Annotated in this window: 22 protein-coding genes; 8 read left to right on the forward strand and 14 right to left on the reverse strand. The window is 63.3% G+C overall.

Annotation, left to right across the window (positions count from 1 at the left end):
- Positions 1-37: 37 nt before the first annotated feature.
- From IVB22_RS16985 to IVB22_RS17025, 9 genes are all read right to left on the reverse strand, one after another.
- The gene (locus tag IVB22_RS16985; protein ID WP_108514133.1) at positions 38-355 is read right to left on the reverse strand and encodes a proton-translocating transhydrogenase family protein; all 318 of its coding nucleotides are present in this window, start codon (positions 353-355) and stop codon (positions 38-40) included.
- Between the two features lie 11 nt (positions 356-366).
- Positions 367-1,494, reverse strand: a complete 1,128-nt coding sequence (locus IVB22_RS16990; protein WP_247518455.1) for a Re/Si-specific NAD(P)(+) transhydrogenase subunit alpha — start codon at positions 1,492-1,494, stop codon at positions 367-369.
- 128 nt (positions 1,495-1,622) lie between these two features.
- Complete coding sequence (locus tag IVB22_RS16995) at positions 1,623-1,775, reverse strand: aa3-type cytochrome c oxidase subunit IV (RefSeq protein ID WP_247518456.1); 153 nt, start codon at positions 1,773-1,775, stop codon at positions 1,623-1,625.
- A gap of 83 nt (positions 1,776-1,858) precedes the next feature.
- On the reverse strand, positions 1,859-2,245 hold the full coding sequence (locus tag IVB22_RS17000) for a type II toxin-antitoxin system death-on-curing family toxin (protein ID WP_374207550.1): 387 nt from the start codon (positions 2,243-2,245) through the stop codon (positions 1,859-1,861).
- Complete coding sequence (locus tag IVB22_RS17005) at positions 2,242-2,502, reverse strand: AbrB/MazE/SpoVT family DNA-binding domain-containing protein (protein WP_247518567.1); 261 nt, start codon at positions 2,500-2,502, stop codon at positions 2,242-2,244. The genes IVB22_RS17000 and IVB22_RS17005 overlap by 4 nt, the downstream gene beginning before the upstream one ends.
- A 139-nt stretch (positions 2,503-2,641) precedes the next feature.
- The gene (locus IVB22_RS17010; RefSeq protein ID WP_247518458.1) at positions 2,642-3,229 is read right to left on the reverse strand and encodes an intradiol ring-cleavage dioxygenase; all 588 of its coding nucleotides are present in this window, start codon (positions 3,227-3,229) and stop codon (positions 2,642-2,644) included.
- A 103-nt stretch (positions 3,230-3,332) separates the two neighbouring features.
- Positions 3,333-5,207: a M3 family oligoendopeptidase gene (locus tag IVB22_RS17015; RefSeq protein ID WP_247518459.1), complete on the reverse strand. Its 1,875-nt coding sequence runs from the start codon at positions 5,205-5,207 to the stop codon at positions 3,333-3,335.
- Positions 5,208-5,249: 42 nt separating this feature from the next.
- Positions 5,250-5,693, reverse strand: a complete 444-nt coding sequence (locus IVB22_RS17020; RefSeq protein ID WP_247518460.1) for a hypothetical protein — start codon at positions 5,691-5,693, stop codon at positions 5,250-5,252.
- Positions 5,690-6,013 carry a helix-turn-helix domain-containing protein gene (locus IVB22_RS17025; protein ID WP_247518461.1) on the reverse strand — a complete coding sequence of 108 codons (324 nt, stop codon included), beginning with the start codon at positions 6,011-6,013 and terminating at the stop codon, positions 5,690-5,692. Before IVB22_RS17025 ends, IVB22_RS17020 begins: the two co-directional genes overlap by 4 nt.
- Before the next feature lie 87 nt (positions 6,014-6,100).
- Between IVB22_RS17025 and IVB22_RS17030 the strand changes: the two genes are divergently transcribed.
- The 5 genes from IVB22_RS17030 (at position 6,101) to IVB22_RS17050 (ending at position 13,157) form a co-directional block, all read left to right on the forward strand.
- Complete coding sequence (locus IVB22_RS17030) at positions 6,101-6,442, forward strand: hypothetical protein (protein ID WP_247518462.1); 342 nt, start codon at positions 6,101-6,103, stop codon at positions 6,440-6,442.
- 119 nt (positions 6,443-6,561) lie between these two features.
- Positions 6,562-7,197 carry a TerC family protein gene (locus IVB22_RS17035; protein WP_247518463.1) on the forward strand — a complete coding sequence of 212 codons (636 nt, stop codon included), beginning with the start codon at positions 6,562-6,564 and terminating at the stop codon, positions 7,195-7,197.
- A gap of 101 nt (positions 7,198-7,298) precedes the next feature.
- A complete protein-coding gene (locus IVB22_RS17040) occupies positions 7,299-8,798 on the forward strand; it encodes a sigma-54 dependent transcriptional regulator (RefSeq protein ID WP_247518464.1) in 1,500 nt (499 codons plus the stop codon).
- Between the two features lie 361 nt (positions 8,799-9,159).
- The gene (locus IVB22_RS17045) at positions 9,160-11,295 is read left to right on the forward strand and encodes a L,D-transpeptidase family protein (RefSeq protein ID WP_247518465.1); all 2,136 of its coding nucleotides are present in this window, start codon (positions 9,160-9,162) and stop codon (positions 11,293-11,295) included.
- A 251-nt stretch (positions 11,296-11,546) separates the two neighbouring features.
- On the forward strand, positions 11,547-13,157 hold the full coding sequence (locus IVB22_RS17050) for a DUF882 domain-containing protein (protein WP_247518466.1): 1,611 nt from the start codon (positions 11,547-11,549) through the stop codon (positions 13,155-13,157).
- 181 nt (positions 13,158-13,338) lie between these two features.
- Here IVB22_RS17050 and IVB22_RS17055 read toward each other — a convergent pair whose 3' ends face one another.
- Entirely contained in the window at positions 13,339-13,611 is a 273-nt protein-coding gene (locus IVB22_RS17055; RefSeq protein WP_247518467.1) for a DUF2312 domain-containing protein, read from the reverse strand.
- Positions 13,612-13,624: 13 nt separating this feature from the next.
- On the opposite strand from IVB22_RS17055, the gene IVB22_RS17060 reads away from it, so the two are divergent.
- Positions 13,625-13,834 (forward strand): hypothetical protein, encoded by a 210-nt coding sequence (locus IVB22_RS17060; protein ID WP_247518468.1) that lies wholly within the window; start codon positions 13,625-13,627, stop codon positions 13,832-13,834.
- 72 nt (positions 13,835-13,906) lie between these two features.
- Here the strand turns inward: IVB22_RS17060 and IVB22_RS17065 are convergent, their stop codons facing one another.
- Positions 13,907-14,209: a DUF1244 domain-containing protein gene (locus IVB22_RS17065; RefSeq protein ID WP_247518469.1), complete on the reverse strand. Its 303-nt coding sequence runs from the start codon at positions 14,207-14,209 to the stop codon at positions 13,907-13,909.
- 271 nt (positions 14,210-14,480) lie between these two features.
- Here IVB22_RS17065 and IVB22_RS17070 point away from each other — a divergent pair, with 271 nt between their 5' ends.
- Together IVB22_RS17070 and pyk are read left to right on the forward strand one after the other, a co-directional pair.
- Positions 14,481-15,017, forward strand: a complete 537-nt coding sequence (locus tag IVB22_RS17070) for a DUF1036 domain-containing protein (protein WP_247518568.1) — start codon at positions 14,481-14,483, stop codon at positions 15,015-15,017.
- A complete protein-coding gene (gene pyk / locus IVB22_RS17075) occupies positions 15,014-16,450 on the forward strand; it encodes a pyruvate kinase (RefSeq protein WP_247518470.1) in 1,437 nt (478 codons plus the stop codon). Before IVB22_RS17070 ends, pyk begins: the two co-directional genes overlap by 4 nt.
- Before the next feature lie 56 nt (positions 16,451-16,506).
- On the opposite strand, the gene IVB22_RS17080 is transcribed toward pyk, so the two are convergent.
- The 3 genes from IVB22_RS17080 to IVB22_RS17090 form a co-directional block, all read right to left on the reverse strand.
- Entirely contained in the window at positions 16,507-16,932 is a 426-nt protein-coding gene (locus tag IVB22_RS17080; protein ID WP_247518471.1) for an OsmC family protein, read from the reverse strand.
- 90 nt (positions 16,933-17,022) lie between these two features.
- Positions 17,023-17,697, reverse strand: coding sequence for a TetR/AcrR family transcriptional regulator (locus IVB22_RS17085; RefSeq protein WP_214490601.1), 675 nt, complete (start codon positions 17,695-17,697; stop codon positions 17,023-17,025).
- A 272-nt stretch (positions 17,698-17,969) separates the two neighbouring features.
- Positions 17,970-18,311, reverse strand: coding sequence for a hypothetical protein (locus IVB22_RS17090; protein WP_308200414.1), 342 nt, complete (start codon positions 18,309-18,311; stop codon positions 17,970-17,972).
- Between the last annotated feature and the right edge of the window lie 54 nt (positions 18,312-18,365).

An 18,365-nucleotide genomic window follows, 5' to 3' on the forward strand; every position in this document is an offset into this window, starting at 1 on the left:
GTCCCCTTTGTCTTCGTCACCCCGAGGTGCACGCCGCTCACTTGGCCTTCTTCTTGTACATCGCCAGCATGCGCTGGGTGACAAGGAAGCCGCCGAAAATGTTCACGCAGGCGAAGATCAGCGCGATGAAGCCGAAGCCGCGCGCCCAACCGCTGCCGCTCGAGATCATGGGGACGCCGACCGCGAGCAGCGCACCGACCACGATCACCGAGGAGATCGCATTCGTCACCGACATCAGCGGCGTGTGCAGCGCAGGCGTCACCGACCAGACCACGAAATAGCCGACGAACACGGCGAGGACGAAGATCGACAGCCGGAATACGAAGGGATCGACGACTTGGGCGATATGCTCCATGGCTTCTCTCCTCAGGCTTTCGGCAGGAAGTTCGGATGGACGACGGCGCCGTCCCTGGTCAACGCGGTGGCTTTCACCAGCTCGTCATCCCAATTGACCGCGAGCGCCTTGTTCGGCTTGTCGACCATGGTCTCGATGAAGTTGAACAAATTGCGGGCATAGAGGCTCGAGGCCGATTGCGCGACGCGGCCGGCGACGTTGGTGTAGCCGACGATCTTGATGCCACCGACATCGACGACTTCGCCCGCCTTCGCTCCCTCGACATTGCCGCCGCGCTCGACCGCGAGGTCGACCAGCACCGAGCCCGGTTTCATCGACTTCACCATCTCGGCGCTCACGAGCTTTGGCGCCGGCCGGCCCGGGATTAGGGCAGTCGTGATGACGATATCCTGTTTCTTGACGTGCTCGGCGGTGAGCGCGGCCTGCTTGGCCTGGTACTCTTTCGACATTTCCTTGGCGTAGCCGCCGGCGGTCTGCGCGTTCTTGAATTCCTCGTCCTCGACCGCGAGGAATTTTGCGCCGAGACTTTCGACCTGCTCCTTTGTAGCAGGCCGCACGTCGGTCGCGGTGACGACGGCGCCGAGCCGCCGCGCGGTCGCGATCGCCTGCAGGCCGGCCACGCCGACGCCCATCACGAACACCTTCGCCGCCGGAACGGTGCCGGCCGCGGTCATCATCATCGGAAAGGCGCGGCCGAAGGATTCGGCCGCCTCGATCACCGCGCGATAGCCGGCGAGGTTCGCCTGGGAGGACAGCACGTCCATGACTTGCGCGCGCGTAATGCGCGGCATCAATTCCATCGCAAACGCCGCAACGCCGGCATCCGCGATCGTCTTCAGCGCCGCTTCATTGCCGTAAGGGTCCATGATGGCGATGACCAGCGCGCCACGCTTGTATTGCGAAAGCTCGGAAGCCTCCGGCCGCTTCACCTTGATGATGATGTCGGCATCCTTCAACGCGTCCGCGCTGACGGTGGCGCCCACCGCGGTGAATTCGGAATCCGGCAGCCCCGACTTGATGCCCGCACCTGGCTCGATCGCGACTTCGGCGCCGATTGCCCTATATTTCTTCACGGTGTCCGGGGAAGCAGCAACCCGCGGTTCGGACGAATCGATTTCCTTGGCAACGGCAATCTTCATGAGGCCTCCCGGCGCGGCGGGCGCGCGCGCAAGCAAACTAGCGTCTTTTTCGCTTAGTTGGATACCGGTTTCGCCGGCATGCGTGCAAATTGTGGCCACCGCCGGCGTGGGCGGTGCAGGCAGCGCTATCAGGTCAGGAAGAAGCCCATCAGGGCGACGATGATGACGACGGCGATCGTGCCGTATTTGACCAGCATGATGAACCCTTCATAGGTCTGCTCATGGGCCTCATAGTCGTTGCCGTCAGCGGTCGTGTAGGCCACTTCGTTATGGTCTGCCATCGGTATCCCCAGTCAAAATCCGCGTTTCTCGCGTGCAATTACCGCAAAGCGTTTGGGAGGGCAACGGCCCCCTGCCAATCGGGTCATTCCGAAGGCCAATTATCCCGGATCCAGCGGGTCAGGCTTTCCTCGCTGACCTCGCCTGCGGCGAGGGAGAGGATGATGGACGTGGCCTGCGCCGGGTCGGGCGCAAAGGGCATGTCGTTGCTGCGCAAGAAAACCATCATTGCGTGGAACGCGATACGCTTGTTGCCGTCCACGAACGCATGGTTGCGGGCCAGACCGAAGGCATATGCCGCGGCGAGTGCAGCGATATGCGTCTGCCCGTCATTCCATCGGTCAACTGACCGCAAAACCGCCAACTCGAGAAGGCCACGATGCCGAATGCCTTCCGGTCCACCGAATATCGCCAGTTGCTCGGCGTGCATGTCGATTACTTCATCGACATCGAGCCAAATTGGCTCACTCATTTTGCAAGCGCGGCAAACGTATCGCGATATTCGTGCATGACCTGACGCGCGATTTCCATTGTCCGCGCGTGCTTGGGATTGAATGGGGAGAGCCGCAGACTGCCATCCGGTTGCTCGACCGGATAGAACTTGTCCCCCTCCTTGAGATTGAGCCGGGCAAGAAGCTCCTTCGGCAGGATGACACCAACCGAATTGCCAATCTTCCGAATTTGAAGGGCGGTATCCTCCAGCTTGTAATCGCGAGAGGCCCCTTCCATGCCGCGAGGGGTTTTGGTCATCGCACCAGCTCCGTTATACAGTATGTATAACACACCATCGCAGTCTGTTCAACAGATGTTTTACGCCCGATCCCGATGGGCCCGCCCGGATCCGGTGCCCGCTTCGCTGGACACAGCTCTATCCGAGCACGAAATCGAAACGCCCGGCGAGCCACCCCGCGTTCTTGGCCGTACGTATCTGCAAGTCCTTGCGGAACAGGCTGTCGGAGCGATTTTTTGACTCGCCGGGGAAATAGAGCTGGGTCGTCAGCACGCGGCCGCCGCGCGGCTGCACCTTCACGTGGATATGGCGCGTCCGGCCAACGTAGATGCCGGGCACGACGGTGCGCAATCGATAGCGCCCCTCCGCATCGGCGAATTGATGGCCGCGGAGGCGGAAGCCGGAATTGTCGTAGCGGCCCTTGTCATCGGCCTGCCAGAAATCCAGCAGGGCTCCGGCGAGCGGCTTGCAGGCGCGACTGAGCACGAAGCCAGCCAGTTCGATCGGCTGTCCCGCCATGCCCTCTTCGAACAGCTCGGTTCGCTCAGGCGACGACGGCTTGAAGTATGGTCCTTCGGTTTGCGGCACTGTGGCGTCGTCGCCGTCCTGGCATGCCGACGTCGGGGCAAGCGGGGCCTGAGCCACGCTGCCATCGACCATGAGCAGCGAACCGGCCGCCAAGACTCCCGCTCCAAGTACAACGCGCCGTGTCGGGGTGTCGATCATGGGGCACTCCCCTCCTGTCGTCACCGTCATCATGGCGGGCGACGGCGGCTGAAATTGTGTCCGCGCCCATCACAAATCCGTTTCGTGACCGCGGGCGCCCCCGTCAGCGCATCTCTTCCAACTCGTCGATCATGCCTGATATGACCGACAGCCCGCCGTCCCAGAATTTGGGATCCTTGGCGTCCAGCCCGAACGGCTTGAGCAGTTCGGAATAATGCTTAGTGCCGCCGGCCGCGAGCATGGCGAGGTAGCGCTCGGCAAAGCCTTCGGCGGCGTTCTCGTAGACCGCGTAAAGCGAGTTCACCAGGCAATCGCCGAACGCGTAGGCATAAACGTAGAACGGCGAATGGATGAAGTGAGGAATGTACATCCAGAAATTCTCATAGCCCGGACGGATATCGATCGCCGGCCCGAGGCTTTCGCCCTGCACGCTGAGCCAGATCTGGCCGATACGCTCCGCCGTCAACTCACCGTTCTTGCGCTCGGTGTGCAAGGCGCGCTCGAACGAATAGAACGCGACCTGCCGCACCACGGTGTTGATCATGTCCTCGACCTTGCCGGCGAGCAGCGCCTGGCGCTGCTTGGCGTTCTTGGTCTGCGACAGTAGCCGCTTGAAGGTCAGCATTTCGCCGAACACGCTCGCCGTCTCGGCCAGCGTCAGCGGCGTCGGCGCCATCAGCGCTCCATTTTTGGCCGCCAGCACCTGATGCACGCCATGACCTAGCTCATGGGCGAGTGTCATCACGTCGCGCGGCTTGCCCTGGTAGTTCATCAGCACATAGGGATGCGCCGAGGGCGTGGTCGGGTGCGAGAACGCGCCTGGCGCCTTGCCTGGCCGCACCGGCGCATCGATCCAGCGATCGGTAAAGAAACGTTCCGCAATCGCCGCCATCTCGGCGGAGAAACCGCGATACGCGGTCAACACCATCTTCTGCGCCTCGGGCCAGGCGATGGTGCCGGCCGCCGCAAACGGCAGCGGCGCGTTGCGGTCCCAATGCGCGAGTTTTTTCTTTTTGAACCAGCCGGCTTTCAGATTGTAATAGCGATGCGAGAGCCGCGGATAGGCCGCGCGGACCGAACCGACCAGAGCATCGACGACCTCGCGTTCGACGCGGTTGTTCAGGTGGCGCGAATCCGCGACATCCTGGAAACCGCGCCAGCGATCGGAAATCTCCTTGTCCTTGGCGAGTGTGTTGGTGATGAGCGCAAACGTGCGCTCATTGTCCTTGAAGGTCTTTGCCAGCGCCTGTCCCGCAGCCTTGCGCTTTTCCGGCGCGCGGTCCTGCAGCAGATTGAGCGTCGGCTCGATCGCGAGCTCCTTGGCCCCGACCTTGAAGCGCAGGCCGGAGATGGTCTGGTCGAACAGCCGATTCCAGGCGGCATAGCCGCTCTGGGATTTCTCGTGAAACAACTGCTCGACGCGGTCTTCGAGCTGATACGGCTTGTCCTTGCGCAGATCCTCGATCCACGGCCGGTAATGGGCGAGTTCGGGCGTCTGCATCGCGCGCTCGATCACGGCATCATCGATGCGGTTGAGTTCGAGCGCGAAGAACAGCAAATGCAGCGAGGCAGCCGTCAGCCGCTCGGAAACGTCGCCATAGAATTTGGAGATCACGGGATCGACGCTGTCGCCGGCATGAACGAGGCCGGCATAGGAGCCGAGCCGGCCGGCGAGATCGTCGATCGCCTCGTAGCGCCTGATCGCCCCGGCGAGCCAAACGCCGCCATCGTCGCGGGCGACGCCTTCCGCCAACCTGCCCTTGTAATCCGTTTCAAACGCGACGCAGTCCGTATCCATCTGTTGCAGATCGCGCGCGATTTCGGGCGCGTCGATACCGGAATAGAGATCGGCCAGATTCCATTCCGGCAGCTTGCCGGTTTTCGGTTTGGCTGCGGTCGCCTTGCTGGCGGCGGCCTTGCCCGTTGCAGGTTTGCGGGACGCCTTGTGGGCCCGGGATGTCGCGGTTTTTGCGGTCATGACAATTTCAGTATTGGAGTGGTGATCAGGAAATGGGCGAGATCAGGCGAAGGCCGCAAGCTGCGGTACGAACTGAACTAAAAGTTCTTCACCCTCGAGGAGCATCGGATCGAGCTTTTCGTCGGTCGCACTGCGAATCGCACACCACAGCGTGACCATGCGGACCATGAGCCACGATGTCGACGGGACTGCGGCCTTCGCGTGCAGCGCCACGAGATCGAGGTTTCGATGCTCGAACAGCAGCCGGCCTGATCCGTCTTCCAGGATGTAACGGCCCCCGATCCGGGACACGCACAACTCGCAGGCCTGATCTGGAAGCGGGCTCAGCAGATAGAACTGGACGTCGCCCTTTTCCGTCACGCCGGTTTCCCATTCGCGTCCGGCCCCAGGCGCAGTCGCCGCGCTCAGCGCCGCCAAGATGGTGCTCAGTTCCCTTTCACTCCATTCGCCGGTGTTCTGTTTGCGCTCGAACGCCACGACGCTCATTTGCTTTCCGCTCCGAATAGCAGCCGATGCAATTCCGGCTCGTAGTACATTAACAGATGCCTAGCGAAGGAAGATTGTTCAATACCCAATTCGTTGGCCCATGCCCCCATGATTTCAGTCGGAACCCGGCTGAACCCGTTCTCGACCTGTGAGATGAAAGTGTAATATTTCAGGCCAAGACGTGCAGCGAGATCCGCCTGCGACAATTCGGCGTCCGCCCTTCGCAGCTTGAGCCAATCCCCGGCCAGTTTCCGCAATTGCTTGGCTTCCGGCGCAGCCTTGCCCGGGAGCCGTTCAGTGGAAACGTCTTGATGTTTCACTCGTTTCATGATTACTAAACTAGCTAAGTTGAATACCGGGATCGGTGAAGTTCCCTACCACAATCTCAGCTCGCGAATAAGATTCCGATGGCCTTCCTGGACCGCAATCAGATTGTCCGAACGAGCGACCGAACACCTTCGGCGCGCGGCAAGGAGTTGTTTGCCGGGATTCTGATCGTGGCGCTGATCGCGACCGTGGGCATCCGGAACGTTGTGCCGGCGGACGCCCTGGCGCCCGCGATCGTCACCCTGCTGTTTGCGGTTGCGGCCGTGACGGCGGGTTTCGCGCTGCTTTGCCGGCGCGACCGCTTCCGTATCATGTGGTTCGACCTCGCCGGAAGCCTGACGTTCATCGGCGTCGTCCTGTCCGTTTTGATCGAGCCGGACCAGATGGTCAGGCTCTTCACCCTGTCGCATCAACCTGACTAACAGAAACACTTTCTCCGCAGTCTGACTGCGTCGTTTTATCTGCGCGTCCAAGCCCGGGCCCCTCTGGCAGTTCAAGCGAACTGCGATGTCGGATTGGACCAATTCACGGAGTGGCCCGCATGTTCGAACTAATCTCCTCAGAATCCCTGACTGCGTTTTTCCAGGTCGTGATGATCGACCTGGTGCTCGCCGGCGACAATGCGATCGTCATCGGCCTTGCAGCCGCCGGACTGCCCGAGGCTCAGCGCAAAAAAGCGATTCTGATCGGCATATTGGCCGCCACGCTGCTGCGCATCGGCTTCGCTTCCGTCACTGTTCAACTGCTGCAGATCATCGGACTGCTACTCGCCGGCGGCGTCCTGCTGCTTTGGGTGTGCTGGAAGATGTGGCGCGAGCTGCGTACATCGCATCATCCGGTGCAGAATCTCTCAGCCGCAAGCTCGATCGATACGTCAGCCGCTCCAGGTAATCAAAAGACGCTTGGCCAGGCCATCTGGCAGATCACGCTCGCCGACGTCTCGATGTCGCTCGACAACGTGCTCGCCGTCGCAGGCGCGGCGCGCGAGCATCCGATGATCCTGATATTCGGTTTGGCACTTTCCATCGCGCTGATGGGCCTTGCCGCCAACTTCATCGCGCGCCTCCTGGAGAAGCACCGCTGGATCGCCTATGTCGGCCTCGCGATCATCCTCTATGTGGCCATCGACATGTGCTATCGCGGCGCGCTGGAGGTGTGGCCCCACCTCGCCGGCTAGATGCTCCTCAACTTCGCCGTTCTCAACGATTAACGGTGCGTTAATCGGCATCGGCGACATTGCCCCGATTCGGTACAATTCAGTAGCGTGCGGGGAGAGCCATGGCTGCCACCATTTTGATTGCCGACGACGACGCCGTGCAGCGCCGTTTGGTTGAAAACATGGTGCAGAAGTGCGGCTATGAGCCCCTCGTCGTCGACAGCGGCGACGCGGCCGTGGCCCTGCTGACCGCTCCGGATGCGCAGGCGATCGACGCGGTCGTGCTCGACCTCGTGATGCCCGGCCTCGACGGGCTCGGCGTGCTCGCAAAAATGCGTGAAGCAGGCCTGAGCATCCCCGTCATCGTGCAGACCGCCCATGGCGGCATCGACAATGTGGTTTCGGCGATGCGCGCCGGCGCACAGGATTTCGTGGTCAAGCCGGCGAGCTTCGAACGGCTGCAGGTGTCGCTGCGCAACGCGCTCAACACTTCCGCGCTCAAGGGCGAATTGCAGCGCATCCGTCACAGCCGCGAAGGCCGGCTGACCTTTGCCGACATCATCACCCGCAGCGAAACCATGGCAGCCGTGCTGCGCACCGCGCAGAAGGCGGCAGCCTCCAGCATTCCGGTTCTGATCGAGGGAGAGTCCGGCGTCGGCAAGGAATTGTTCGCCCGCGCCATCCATGGCTCCAGCGAACGCAAGTCGAAACCCTTCGTCGCGGTCAATTGCGGCGCGATCCCCGACAATCTCGTGGAATCGATCCTGTTCGGGCATGAGAAGGGCGCCTTCACCGGCGCCACCGAACGCCACATGGGCAAATTCGTCGAAGCTTCCGGCGGCACGCTGTTTCTCGACGAGGTCGGCGAGTTGCCGCTGGCGGCGCAAGTGAAGCTGCTGCGCGCGCTGCAGGAAGGCACCGTTGAGGCAGTCGGTGGTCGCAAGCCGGTGAAGGTCGACGTCCGCATCATTTCCGCAACCAACCGCAAGCTGCTCGACCTCGTGAAGAGCGGCGCGTTCCGTGAGGACCTGTTCTACCGGCTGCACGTGCTGCCAGTGACGATCCCGCCGCTGCGGATGCGGCGCGAAGACATCCCGCATCTGTTGCGGCATTTCCTGGCGCGATTTGCCGCCGAGGAAAACCGCACCATCACCGGTATCAGCGGCGAGGCCGTGGCACATCTCGCGCAGCTCGACTGGCCCGGCAACATCCGCCAGCTCGAGAACGCGGTGTATCGCGCCGTGGTCATGAGCGAGAGCGATCAGCTTGGCCTGTCGGACTTCCCGCAGGCCATCGGCCAAGCCGCCCCGGACGGCCAACTGGCACACAGCGAACCGCTGGTCGTCGCGCCATCGACGGCGCCCACCATGGTTTCGGGTAGTGATATACCGATTGCCCCGCTTGCCAATGCCGGCAGCCTCGCGATGCTGACCGCCACCGGCGAGGTGCGGCCGCTCGAAGACATGGAAAACGAGATCATCCGCTTTGCGATCTCGCATTATCGCGGCCAGATGTCGGAAGTCGCGCGCCGGCTGAAGATCGGCCGCTCCACCCTCTACCGCAAGCTCGATGAGGCTGCCGCCAACGACCCGGCCGAAGGCGGCGAGCAGGACGCGAACTGAGACGCGAACTGAGCGAACGGCCGGTGGGCGATTATGGCGTCCGCGTGGCAAAGATCGTGGCAAACCAACGACATCGATCGTTCGGAAGCTTTTGAACCGTGGCTTGGCGGTGACAGACAAATGGCGGGGAGCGTGGCAAAAACGCGCGACCCGGTTCAAACGGGTAGTTTGAGGTCAGTTTGTCGTGAGTTGTCCCGCATGGCGCTGGCTGCATGAAAGGGGCACATGTATCGTCTGCGTTGAATCGTGGCGTGCAGGCGTACGACTGAAGCGATCGAGGCCGGCGCTTTCCCGCGCAAGCTATGACGAGCAATGCAAACGACTGTTCCATGCCGGGGCAGTTCGCCCAAGGGGTTTGACGATGCGTGACTGTTCGACGAATCGTGCAGGATTTGACCGCGTGCTGATGGCTGTCGCGGCAACCTTCCTCACGGTGTCTGCGACCTCAGCACTGGCGGCCCAGTCGACGACGCCGCGCGCCAGCGCCGCCGAACTCGCGATCGACGCAGCAATTCCCCGTCCCGAACCCGCCAACGTTCCGCCTCCGACCGCCGGCGATTTCAAGATGGACTCCACCGCCTCGGTGCCTGACGCAGCCAAGGCAGTCGACAAGGCAATCGAAAAGCCGGCCGAGCCCAGCCCGACCGCAAAGGCAGCCGAGCCCAAACCCGCCGAGACCGTCACCGCACCTGTGGCCAACGACGCAGCAACCGCCGCGGCTGCGACCGCCACCGCGCCCGCGGCCGAACCCGCCAAGGAGCCGGTGAAGGTCAGCACCGTCGCACCGGCCGACCAGCCAGTTGCCGACCGCCTGCGCGACATGCTCGGCGCCAAGTCACTTCGCTATTTCGACCGCAAGAGCGAGCGCGCCGCCGTCGAGAAGTTCTACTCGGCGCGCGACTACGCGCCGCAATGGACCCAGGCCGGCAAATTGACCGACAGCGGCAAGGGCGTGATCGCCCGCCTGAAGGATGCCGCCGCCGACGGCCTCAATCCGGCCGACTATTCGGTGCCGGATTTTTCGGCCGCCGCTTCGCCGGACCTGCTCGCCGAAGCCGAACTGAAACTGACCGCGAGCATGCTCGACTATGCGCGACAGGCCCAGAGCGGCCGGATGCACTGGTCGCAGGTCGCTGCCGACATCCTCTATCCCGAACACCCGACCGATCCGACGGAAGTGCTCGCCAATATCTCGACCGCCAAGGACGCTTCCGCAGCGCTCGACGGCTACAACCCGCCGCACAAGCCTTACAAGGAATTGAAGGCCAAGCTCGCCGAGCTGCGCGGCCAGGGCGACGGACCGATGATCCACATCGCCGAAGGTCCGGCACTGGCGTTCAAGGCGGCCACCAAGAAGCAGGGTGAAGTCGCGCCGGAAGATTCGCGCGTGCCGCAACTGCGCGCCAAGCTTGGCGTCGCCGAGAATCCCGATGGCACGCATTACGACGCCAAGGTCGCCGCCGCCGTGCGCAAATTCCAGGAGAGCGTCGATCTCAAGCCGACCGGCGTCCTCGACGATCGCACCGTGAAGGCGATCAACAGCCCGAAGCGGGACCGGCAGATCGACCTGGTGCTCGTCAACATGGAACGCCTGCGCTGGTTGCCCCGCCAGCTCGGCGCGGCCTCGCTCGGTAACGCCTATGTCATTCTCAACGTCCCCGACTTCACGCTGAAGGTGATGCAGAACGGCGCCCCCGTGTGGACCACAAGGGTCGTGACCGGAAAGCCGGGAAAGCACGCCACGCCGATGCTGACGGAAACGATGAAGTTCATCACCGTCAACCCGACCTGGAACGTACCGCCGTCGATCATTTACAACGAGTATCTGCCTGCCCTGCAGCAGGACCCGACCGTCCTGCAACGCATGGGCCTGCGGCTGGAGCGCAACCGCGACGGCAGCATTCATATTTCGCAGCCGCCGGGCGAAGCCAACGCGCTCGGCCGCATCCGCTTCAACTTCCCGAACAAGTTCCTGGTCTATCAGCACGACACCCCGGACAAGCATCTGTTCGCCAAGGAAGAGCGCGCCTTCAGCCACGGCTGCATGCGGGTGCAGAATCCCGATCAATACGCATCGACCCTGCTCAACATCGTGATGCCGAACGAGCGCTACTCGCCGGAGAAGATCCGCAGCATGTACGGCCGCAGCGAGATCGATCTGAAATTTCCGACGCCGATACCGGTCAACCTCACCTACCAGACCGCATTCGTGGATGACGCGGGCAAGCTGCAGATCCGCAAGGACATCTATGGCCGTGACGCCGTGATGCTCACCCTGCTTAAGAACAGCCGCAACAAGGACCTGGAGGTCATGGTCTCCCATGCCCAGCCGAGCTATGCGCGCCCGAAAGACGGTTTGCCGCCCGGCGTCAGCTTCGCCAGCGACAACACCTACTCGTCCGGTCCGTCGTTCTTTGAGCGTCTGTTCGGGGGGCCGTCGACCGTTACGCCGCCGGCCCCGGTTGGCCGCCGGCCGCAACAGCGGTTCACCCGATAATCCTGTCCGAGCGGTTTTCCGAACAAAATCAACGAACTCGCCTCCCCGGCGAGTTCGTTTACGTTAACCATTATCCACCTCTAAATCGGCTCAGCACTTTTTCGCCACAGTCCGCGGGTTAGGTTAAGCCTAACTTGGGGGCGGGATGGTAAACATCGGTTAACCTTCCCGCTTTAAGAAAGCGTTCACCCTCTTTTGCCGGGGTCTGCAGAAGAACACCGTGAACGCTCGTCGACTGGGTGGGCTCATACGTGCTGGCTGGTTTCGCGCGCCAATTCAATCCGCTTGCTCTGCCGAAGGCCGGATATCGGATCGGCCTGACTTCGCTATTGCTGCTCGCAGGCGCCGGCACAGTGCATGACGCGACGGCGCTGAACGAAACCCGCACCCTTTCCTTCCACCACACCCATTCCAACGAAGACCTCACCGTCACCTTCAAGCGCGACGGCCGCTACGACGAAGAGGGTCTCAAGAAGCTCAATCACTTCCTCCGCGACTGGCGCAGCCAGGACCAGACCACGATGGATCGGCATCTGTTCGATATCCTCTGGGAAGTCTACCGCGACGTCGACGGCAAGAAGCCGATCCAGATCATCTCCGCCTACCGCTCCCCTGCTACCAACTCCATGCTCCGCCGCCGCTCCTCGGGCGTGGCGCGCTTCAGCCAGCACACGCTCGGCCATGCGATGGACTTCTACATTCCGGACGTGCCGCTCGAGCAGATCCGCGCCGCCGGGCTCCGCTTGCAGCGTGGCGGCGTCGGCTTCTACCCGACCTCAGGCTCGCCGTTCGTCCATCTCGATACCGGCAGCGTTCGTCACTGGCCGCGCATGACCCACGATCAGCTCGCCAGGGTGTTCCCGGATGGACGCACCGTCCACCTGCCCTCCAATGGCGGTCCGCTGAAGGGCTATGAGCTTGCCCGCGCCGACATCGACCGCCGCGGCAATGGCAACGACGCCACCACCGTCGGCAAGATGCCGAACCTGTTCGCGGCCCTGTTCAAGGGCGGCAAGTCGACTGAAGAGGATGACGAGGGCGCCAACGCTCCGGTCAAGAACGAGAAGCCCGCACCGGCCAGCGTGGCGGCTGTGAAATCCGCCGATCCGGTTCCGACCCCGCGCGCAAAGCCGGTCGGCGCGACCATTCAGCTAGCCTCGGCCGACGCACAGATCGTGTCGGCGCCGAAAGCCAAGCCCGAGTCCAGGCCTGACGCAAAACAGGCTTCCGCGGACAACGCAGAACCGAAACCGCAGACGCCGGCCGATATCATCAATTTCCGTGGCTTCTGGGACGACGTGCCGAAGGCGGCGAACCAGGCGACGCCCGCACAGGTCGCGGCCCTCCGGGCACGCCAGGCGCCCGCCGCCACCGATCCGCAGCCGACCGCCAGCGTCACCGAATCGTTCAACAGGGCGATGGCCTATGCGCCGGCCGCCTCCTCGCCGGTCGATCGCGCCAACGTCGTCGCCGCCTCCGCGCCGGTCCCGGCGCGCCCCGCCCGTCCGGCGCGCAATGCCGGTGCCGCCGCGACCGAAATCAACACCGTGGTCGCCAAAGGCGCGCAGGGTCAGGACGCCGTAGTCGCTACCTCGGCCCGCCTCGCCGCCGCCCAGGGCAACAGCATCTGGATGCGGGTCGTGATGCTGGCGCCGAGCGCGAGCAGCGCGATGTCGACGACCGTGCTCGGCGACACCGAGATGACCCAGATGCGCAGCCACTTCGTCAAGCCGCCGGCCGCGATCGCCATGACCTTCTCGGAAGATCCGATGATGGGCATGACCTGCGACCGCTTCACGGGATCGGCGACCGCGCAACTGCCGACGCAGTCGTTCGTAATGCGCACCGCCGCGCTGCGTTAAGGCGCAACTCACACCGCTCCCGAAATCTCCGTCGTCCTCGCGAACGCGAGGACCCATGGCCACAAACGCCGAAGCCCCGTAGCCCGGATGGAGCGAAGCGCAATCCGGGTAAGCCTACCCGCTGGCGAGATGGCCCCGGATTTCGCTTCGCTCCATCCGGGCTACGTGCTGCGCCAACGCCTCACAGCATTCCGAGCGCCTGCATGTAGGTCTCCAAAATGGTTTCCTGCTCGGCGCGCTCGTTGGCGTCCTGCTTGCGCATCCGCACGATGGTGCGCAGCGCCTTGACGTCGAAACCGTTGCCCTTGGCTTCGGCATAGACGTCGCGGATATCGTCGGAGATCGTCTTCTTTTCTTCTTCCAGACGCTCGATGCGCTCGATGATGGCCTTGAGCTGGTCTTTGGCGAATTTTGTCGCGGGCTCGTCCTGGACGGCGGCGGCGGAGGTGGCCATCGATTACTCCTGAATGGAACTGAAGGTGATGCTGAAAGATCAAGCGCCGTACGCGTTACCGCACGGCGCTTTTTTCAGGAGTGACCCTCAAGATCGGGGGGCCTTGCGTCAAGGAAACATCGCGCTCATCCACAGCGCGCCCACAGGAGAAACAATATTCTATTTCCTTGTCATGGCCGGGCTTGTCCCGGCCATCCACGTCTTTCCTTCTGTGGCCGTCTAAGACGTGGATGCCCGGGACAAGCCCGGGCATGACGATGAAACACAATGCGTTTTCTGAAACGGCTTTGAAAAATCAATGCCCGGGGTGAACCTTCTTCATCGCGGCCAACTGCTCGGGCGTGGCAGCGCCCTGATGTTTCGCCTTCCATTCCTCATAGGGCATGCCGTAGACCGCCTCGCGGCTCTCGTCCTTGCTGACGGCGATACCCTTGGCGTCGGCCTCTTCCTTCATCCAGTTGGACAGGCAATTGCGGCAGAAGCCGGCCAGATTCATCAAATCGATGTTCTGGACGTCGGTACGGGCGCGCAGGTGGCTGACCAGGCGCCGGAAAACGGCGGCTTCCAGTTCCGTTCTGGTTTTGTCGTCGATCGTCATGGTCTTGGGTCCTAGTCTTGGGTCCTAGTCTTGAGTCCCGCGTCATATGGGGCCGAGCATATTGATATCAGGTGGGAATTGTCACAGATTTTGCCATATCTGCGCGCAAAAGTGGGTTTCGCACGTGGAGTCCCGGTTTCCCATAGCGCGGGAAAGGCGTGCCCGGCCGTTGACAGGTCCCGCCGGGTCACGCGAAATCGTCAATGATTTGATATAGCTTCACTGCATGACCGCAAGAGATTCTCGCCGCTTGTCCCCCCTCTCCGCACGCATGACCGCCGGCCTGATGCCGATGCTCGCGTTGGCGGCGACGTGCCTGTGGAGCAGTCCGGCGGCGGCCGATTTCCGGCTCTGCAACAACACTTCCAGCCGGGTCGGCATCGCGCTGGGCTACAAGGACACCGAAGGCTGGACCACCGAAGGCTGGTGGAACGTGTCCTCGCGGAGCTGCGAGACGCTGCTGCGCGGAACTCTTGTCGCCCGTTACTATTACATCTACGCGCTCGACTATGACCGCGGCGGCGAATGGTCGGGACAGGCCTTCATGTGTTCGCGTGACAAGGAATTCACCATCAAGGGTACCGAGAATTGCCTGGCCCGCGGCTTCGACCGCACCGGGTTCTTCGAGGTCGACACAGGCGAACAGCGAGCGTGGACCGTGCAACTGACCGAAGCCAACGAGCAACCCGCGCAGCGCGTGCCGGGAATTCCGGGAACGGTGGGACCGGGCGGCCCCGGAGGGGTTCCCGGCCTGTCCAATCCGCCAAGCGGACCGGGTCTGCCACCAGCGCCGGCGCCCAAGCAATGAGACGGCTTCGTCGCATCAAGATCCTCGCAACCCTCGGCCCGGCATCGTCAGACAGCGCGATGATCCGGAAGCTGTTCGAGGCCGGCGCGGATGTGTTCCGCATCAATATGAGCCACACGCCGCATGACAAAATGCGCGAGTTGGTCAACACCATCCGCAATGTCGAGAGCAGTTATGGCCGCCCGATCGGCATCCTAGTCGACCTGCAGGGGCCGAAGCTGCGCCTCGGCGCATTCGCCGAAGGTTCGACCCAGCTCAAGAACGGCCAGAGTTTCGTGCTCGATTCCGACAAGACGCCGGGCGACAACAACCGCGTGCAGTTGCCGCACCCGGAAATCCTCGCAGCACTTCGGCCGGGCCATGCGCTGCTGCTCGACGACGGCAAGGTGCGCCTGATCGCCGAGGAAACTTCGCCCGAACGCGCGGTGACGCGGGTGGTGATCGGCGGCAAGATGTCGGATCGCAAAGGTGTGAGCCTGCCCGATACCGACCTGCCGGTATCGGCGATGACGCCGAAGGATCGCGCCGATCTCGAAGCAGCGCTTGTGACCGGCGTCGACTGGATCGCGCTCTCCTTCGTGCAGCGCGCCGAGGACGTCAACGAAGCCAAGCGGATGATCCGCGGCCGCGCTGCTGTGATGGCCAAGATCGAGAAGCCGCAGGCGATCGACCGTCTTGCCGAAATTATCGACGCTTCCGATGCGCTGATGGTTGCGCGCGGCGACCTCGGCGTCGAACTGCCGCTGGAGCGGGTGCCGAGCCTGCAGAAACAAATGACGCGCATGGCGCGCGGCGCCGGCAAGCCGGTGGTGATCGCCACCCAGATGCTGGAATCGATGATCCAGGCGCCAGTGCCGACGCGCGCGGAAGTTTCCGACGTCGCGACCGCCGTCTATGAAGGCGCCGACGCCATCATGCTGTCGGCCGAATCGGCCGCCGGCAAATTCCCGGTCGAAGCGGTCTCGACCATGAACCGCATCGGCGAGGAAGTGGAGCGCGACCCGATCTATCGCTCGGTGCTGTCGGCGCAGCGGCCCGACCCGGAGAATACGGTCGGCGACGCGATTGCCGACGCCGCGCGGCAGATCGCCGAGACGCTGGAATTGTCGGCGATCATCTGCTGGACCTCTTCGGGCTCAACCGGCATCCGCGTCGCGCGCGAGCGGCCGAAGCCGCCGGTGGTGGCGATCACGCCGAATATCGCCACGGGGCGCAAATTGTCCGTCGTCTGGGGCGTGCATTGCGTGGTGGCCGAAGACGCCCACGACCAGGACGACATGGTCGATCGCGCCGGCTCCATTGCTTTTCGTGACGGCTTCGCCAAGGCCGGCCAGCGCGTGATCATCGTCGCCGGCGTGCCGCTCGGCATTCCCGGCACCACCAACATGGTGCGCATCGCCATTGTCGAGCCGGAGGGCGAGGCGAAGAAGTGATGGCGTACGTTGCGCCGGAGCGCACGCAGGCGCGAACCCGGAAATGACAACGCCAATTACTGCAGCGTCGCGTCCAGCTTGATCTCGGTGTTCAGAAGTTTCGACACCGGGCAACCGGCCTTGGCCTTGCCCGCGAGTTCCTGAAATTTTGCATCGTCCGCGCCCGGGATCTTCGCATTCAGCGTTAGATGAACCGAGGTGATCGCAAAACCATCGCCCTGCTTTTCCAACGTGACGTCGGCCTTGGTTTCCATGTGTTCGGCGGTGAGCTTGGCTTCGCCCAAAATCAGCGACAGCGCCATGGTGAAGCAGGCGGCGTGCGCGGCACCGATCAATTCTTCCGGATTGGAGCCGGGCTTGCCCTCGAAGCGGCTGGCGAAGCCGTAAGGGTAATCGTTCAGCGCGCCGCTCTTGGTCGAGATCGCGCCCTTGCCGTCCTTGATGCCGCCCTGCCACTTGGCGGATCCTGATGTCGTCGTCATCGCATGCTCCTGATTGCGATTGAACCCGTCGATAAGCCGCAGCGTGGCAAATGGTTGCGACAAAGCGTGTCGCAAACGGAAGCGAAGTTTCTACGCCCCGACCAGCGCCTTCGCCGGCAGCACCGCCTGCACCACGAGGCCGCGGGCGCGGGCATCCATCACGCCGACCGCGCGCAGCGCCAATAATGTGACCGTTTGCACGGCGTCGCGCAGCTTCGCGGGATCATCCAGGTTCTCGGGCGCCAGCGGGCCAACCAGCGATTCATGCAGCGCGCCGAGCAGTGCGGTCGCGGCGAGCGCCGTATCCTGCGCGGGGAGATGTCCGGCGCGCACCGCGGCGTCGATTCTGGCAGCGATCTCGCCGGAGATTTCGCGGCGGCTGGCGAGCCGCGACACCGAAACGTCGACATCGACAGGTTCGGCCAGAATGCCCCAGGCGAGCTTGCGCTGTGACAGCACATGCACGGCAACGGTGGTGACGGCGCCGGCCAGCGCCGAGGACGGCCCCGGCGCGGCATCCGCAGCGCGGCGGATCGCGGCCAGTTCGTCGCGCGAGACCTCGGCGATCAGTTCGGAAATCAGCTCGGCCTTGGAGGGGAAGTAGCGGTAGACGGTACCGGCCGCGACATTGGCGCGGACCGCAACCGGGGCGATCTGCACCGCCGCCATGCCGCCCTCGGCCGCAGCATCCCGCGCCGCCGCCAGGATGGCGCTACGCCGCGCCGCCAGCCGCTTTACGACCTGATGGGTTCGCCGATAGACCATGGCGCGTGTTCCGTCCCCCCGGCGCGCCCTCGAGCCCCGTGGAGCCCTGCCAGAACGCGCACACCTTCAACGTCTTGAGCGATAAGCGCACTCATCGCTTTGAAGAAGTGAACAACTATTCACGCCTGATGACAAGACAGTTTTGCAACGCTTTTCGGGGAGGATTTGTCGGCCAAGGCGCTTCCGAATGCCGCGTTGCGGGCGGCGTTCATCAAACAGCGAACGATGATTTCACGCCCCTGCGCATGTTCGCCTCCATCGCGTCGCGCCGTTCACGCCCCCGCCGCAACCAGTTTTGGCGCCGGCTCATGCCGCCACCAGGATCCGGCGCGGCGCAGGATCAGCGCGGCCACGACCAGCGTGGCGCCAAGGCCGGTCGGGATACCGGTGAACATGTAGCAGCCGATGAAGACCACGACGACGCCGAGCGCCGGAAGCTCGTAAGCGCGAAACCCGGTCTTCACTCCAATGCGAACCAGGAAGGCGATCGGGATCGCCTTCACCATCATGTCGTACCTGAAGAGATAGGGCGTGGTGAGCAGCGTACCGGCGGCAAGCGCTGCGGCCTTCAGAGTGTAGGGCACGCGGCTTCGCCACACCAGCGCCAGCACCACGGCCGTTTTTCATTGTCGTCCCTGCGAACGCAGGGACCCATACCGCGTGATCTA

The organism is Bradyrhizobium sp. 190 (genome assembly GCF_023073415.1).
Classification (GTDB): Bacteria; Pseudomonadota; Alphaproteobacteria; order Rhizobiales; family Xanthobacteraceae; genus Bradyrhizobium.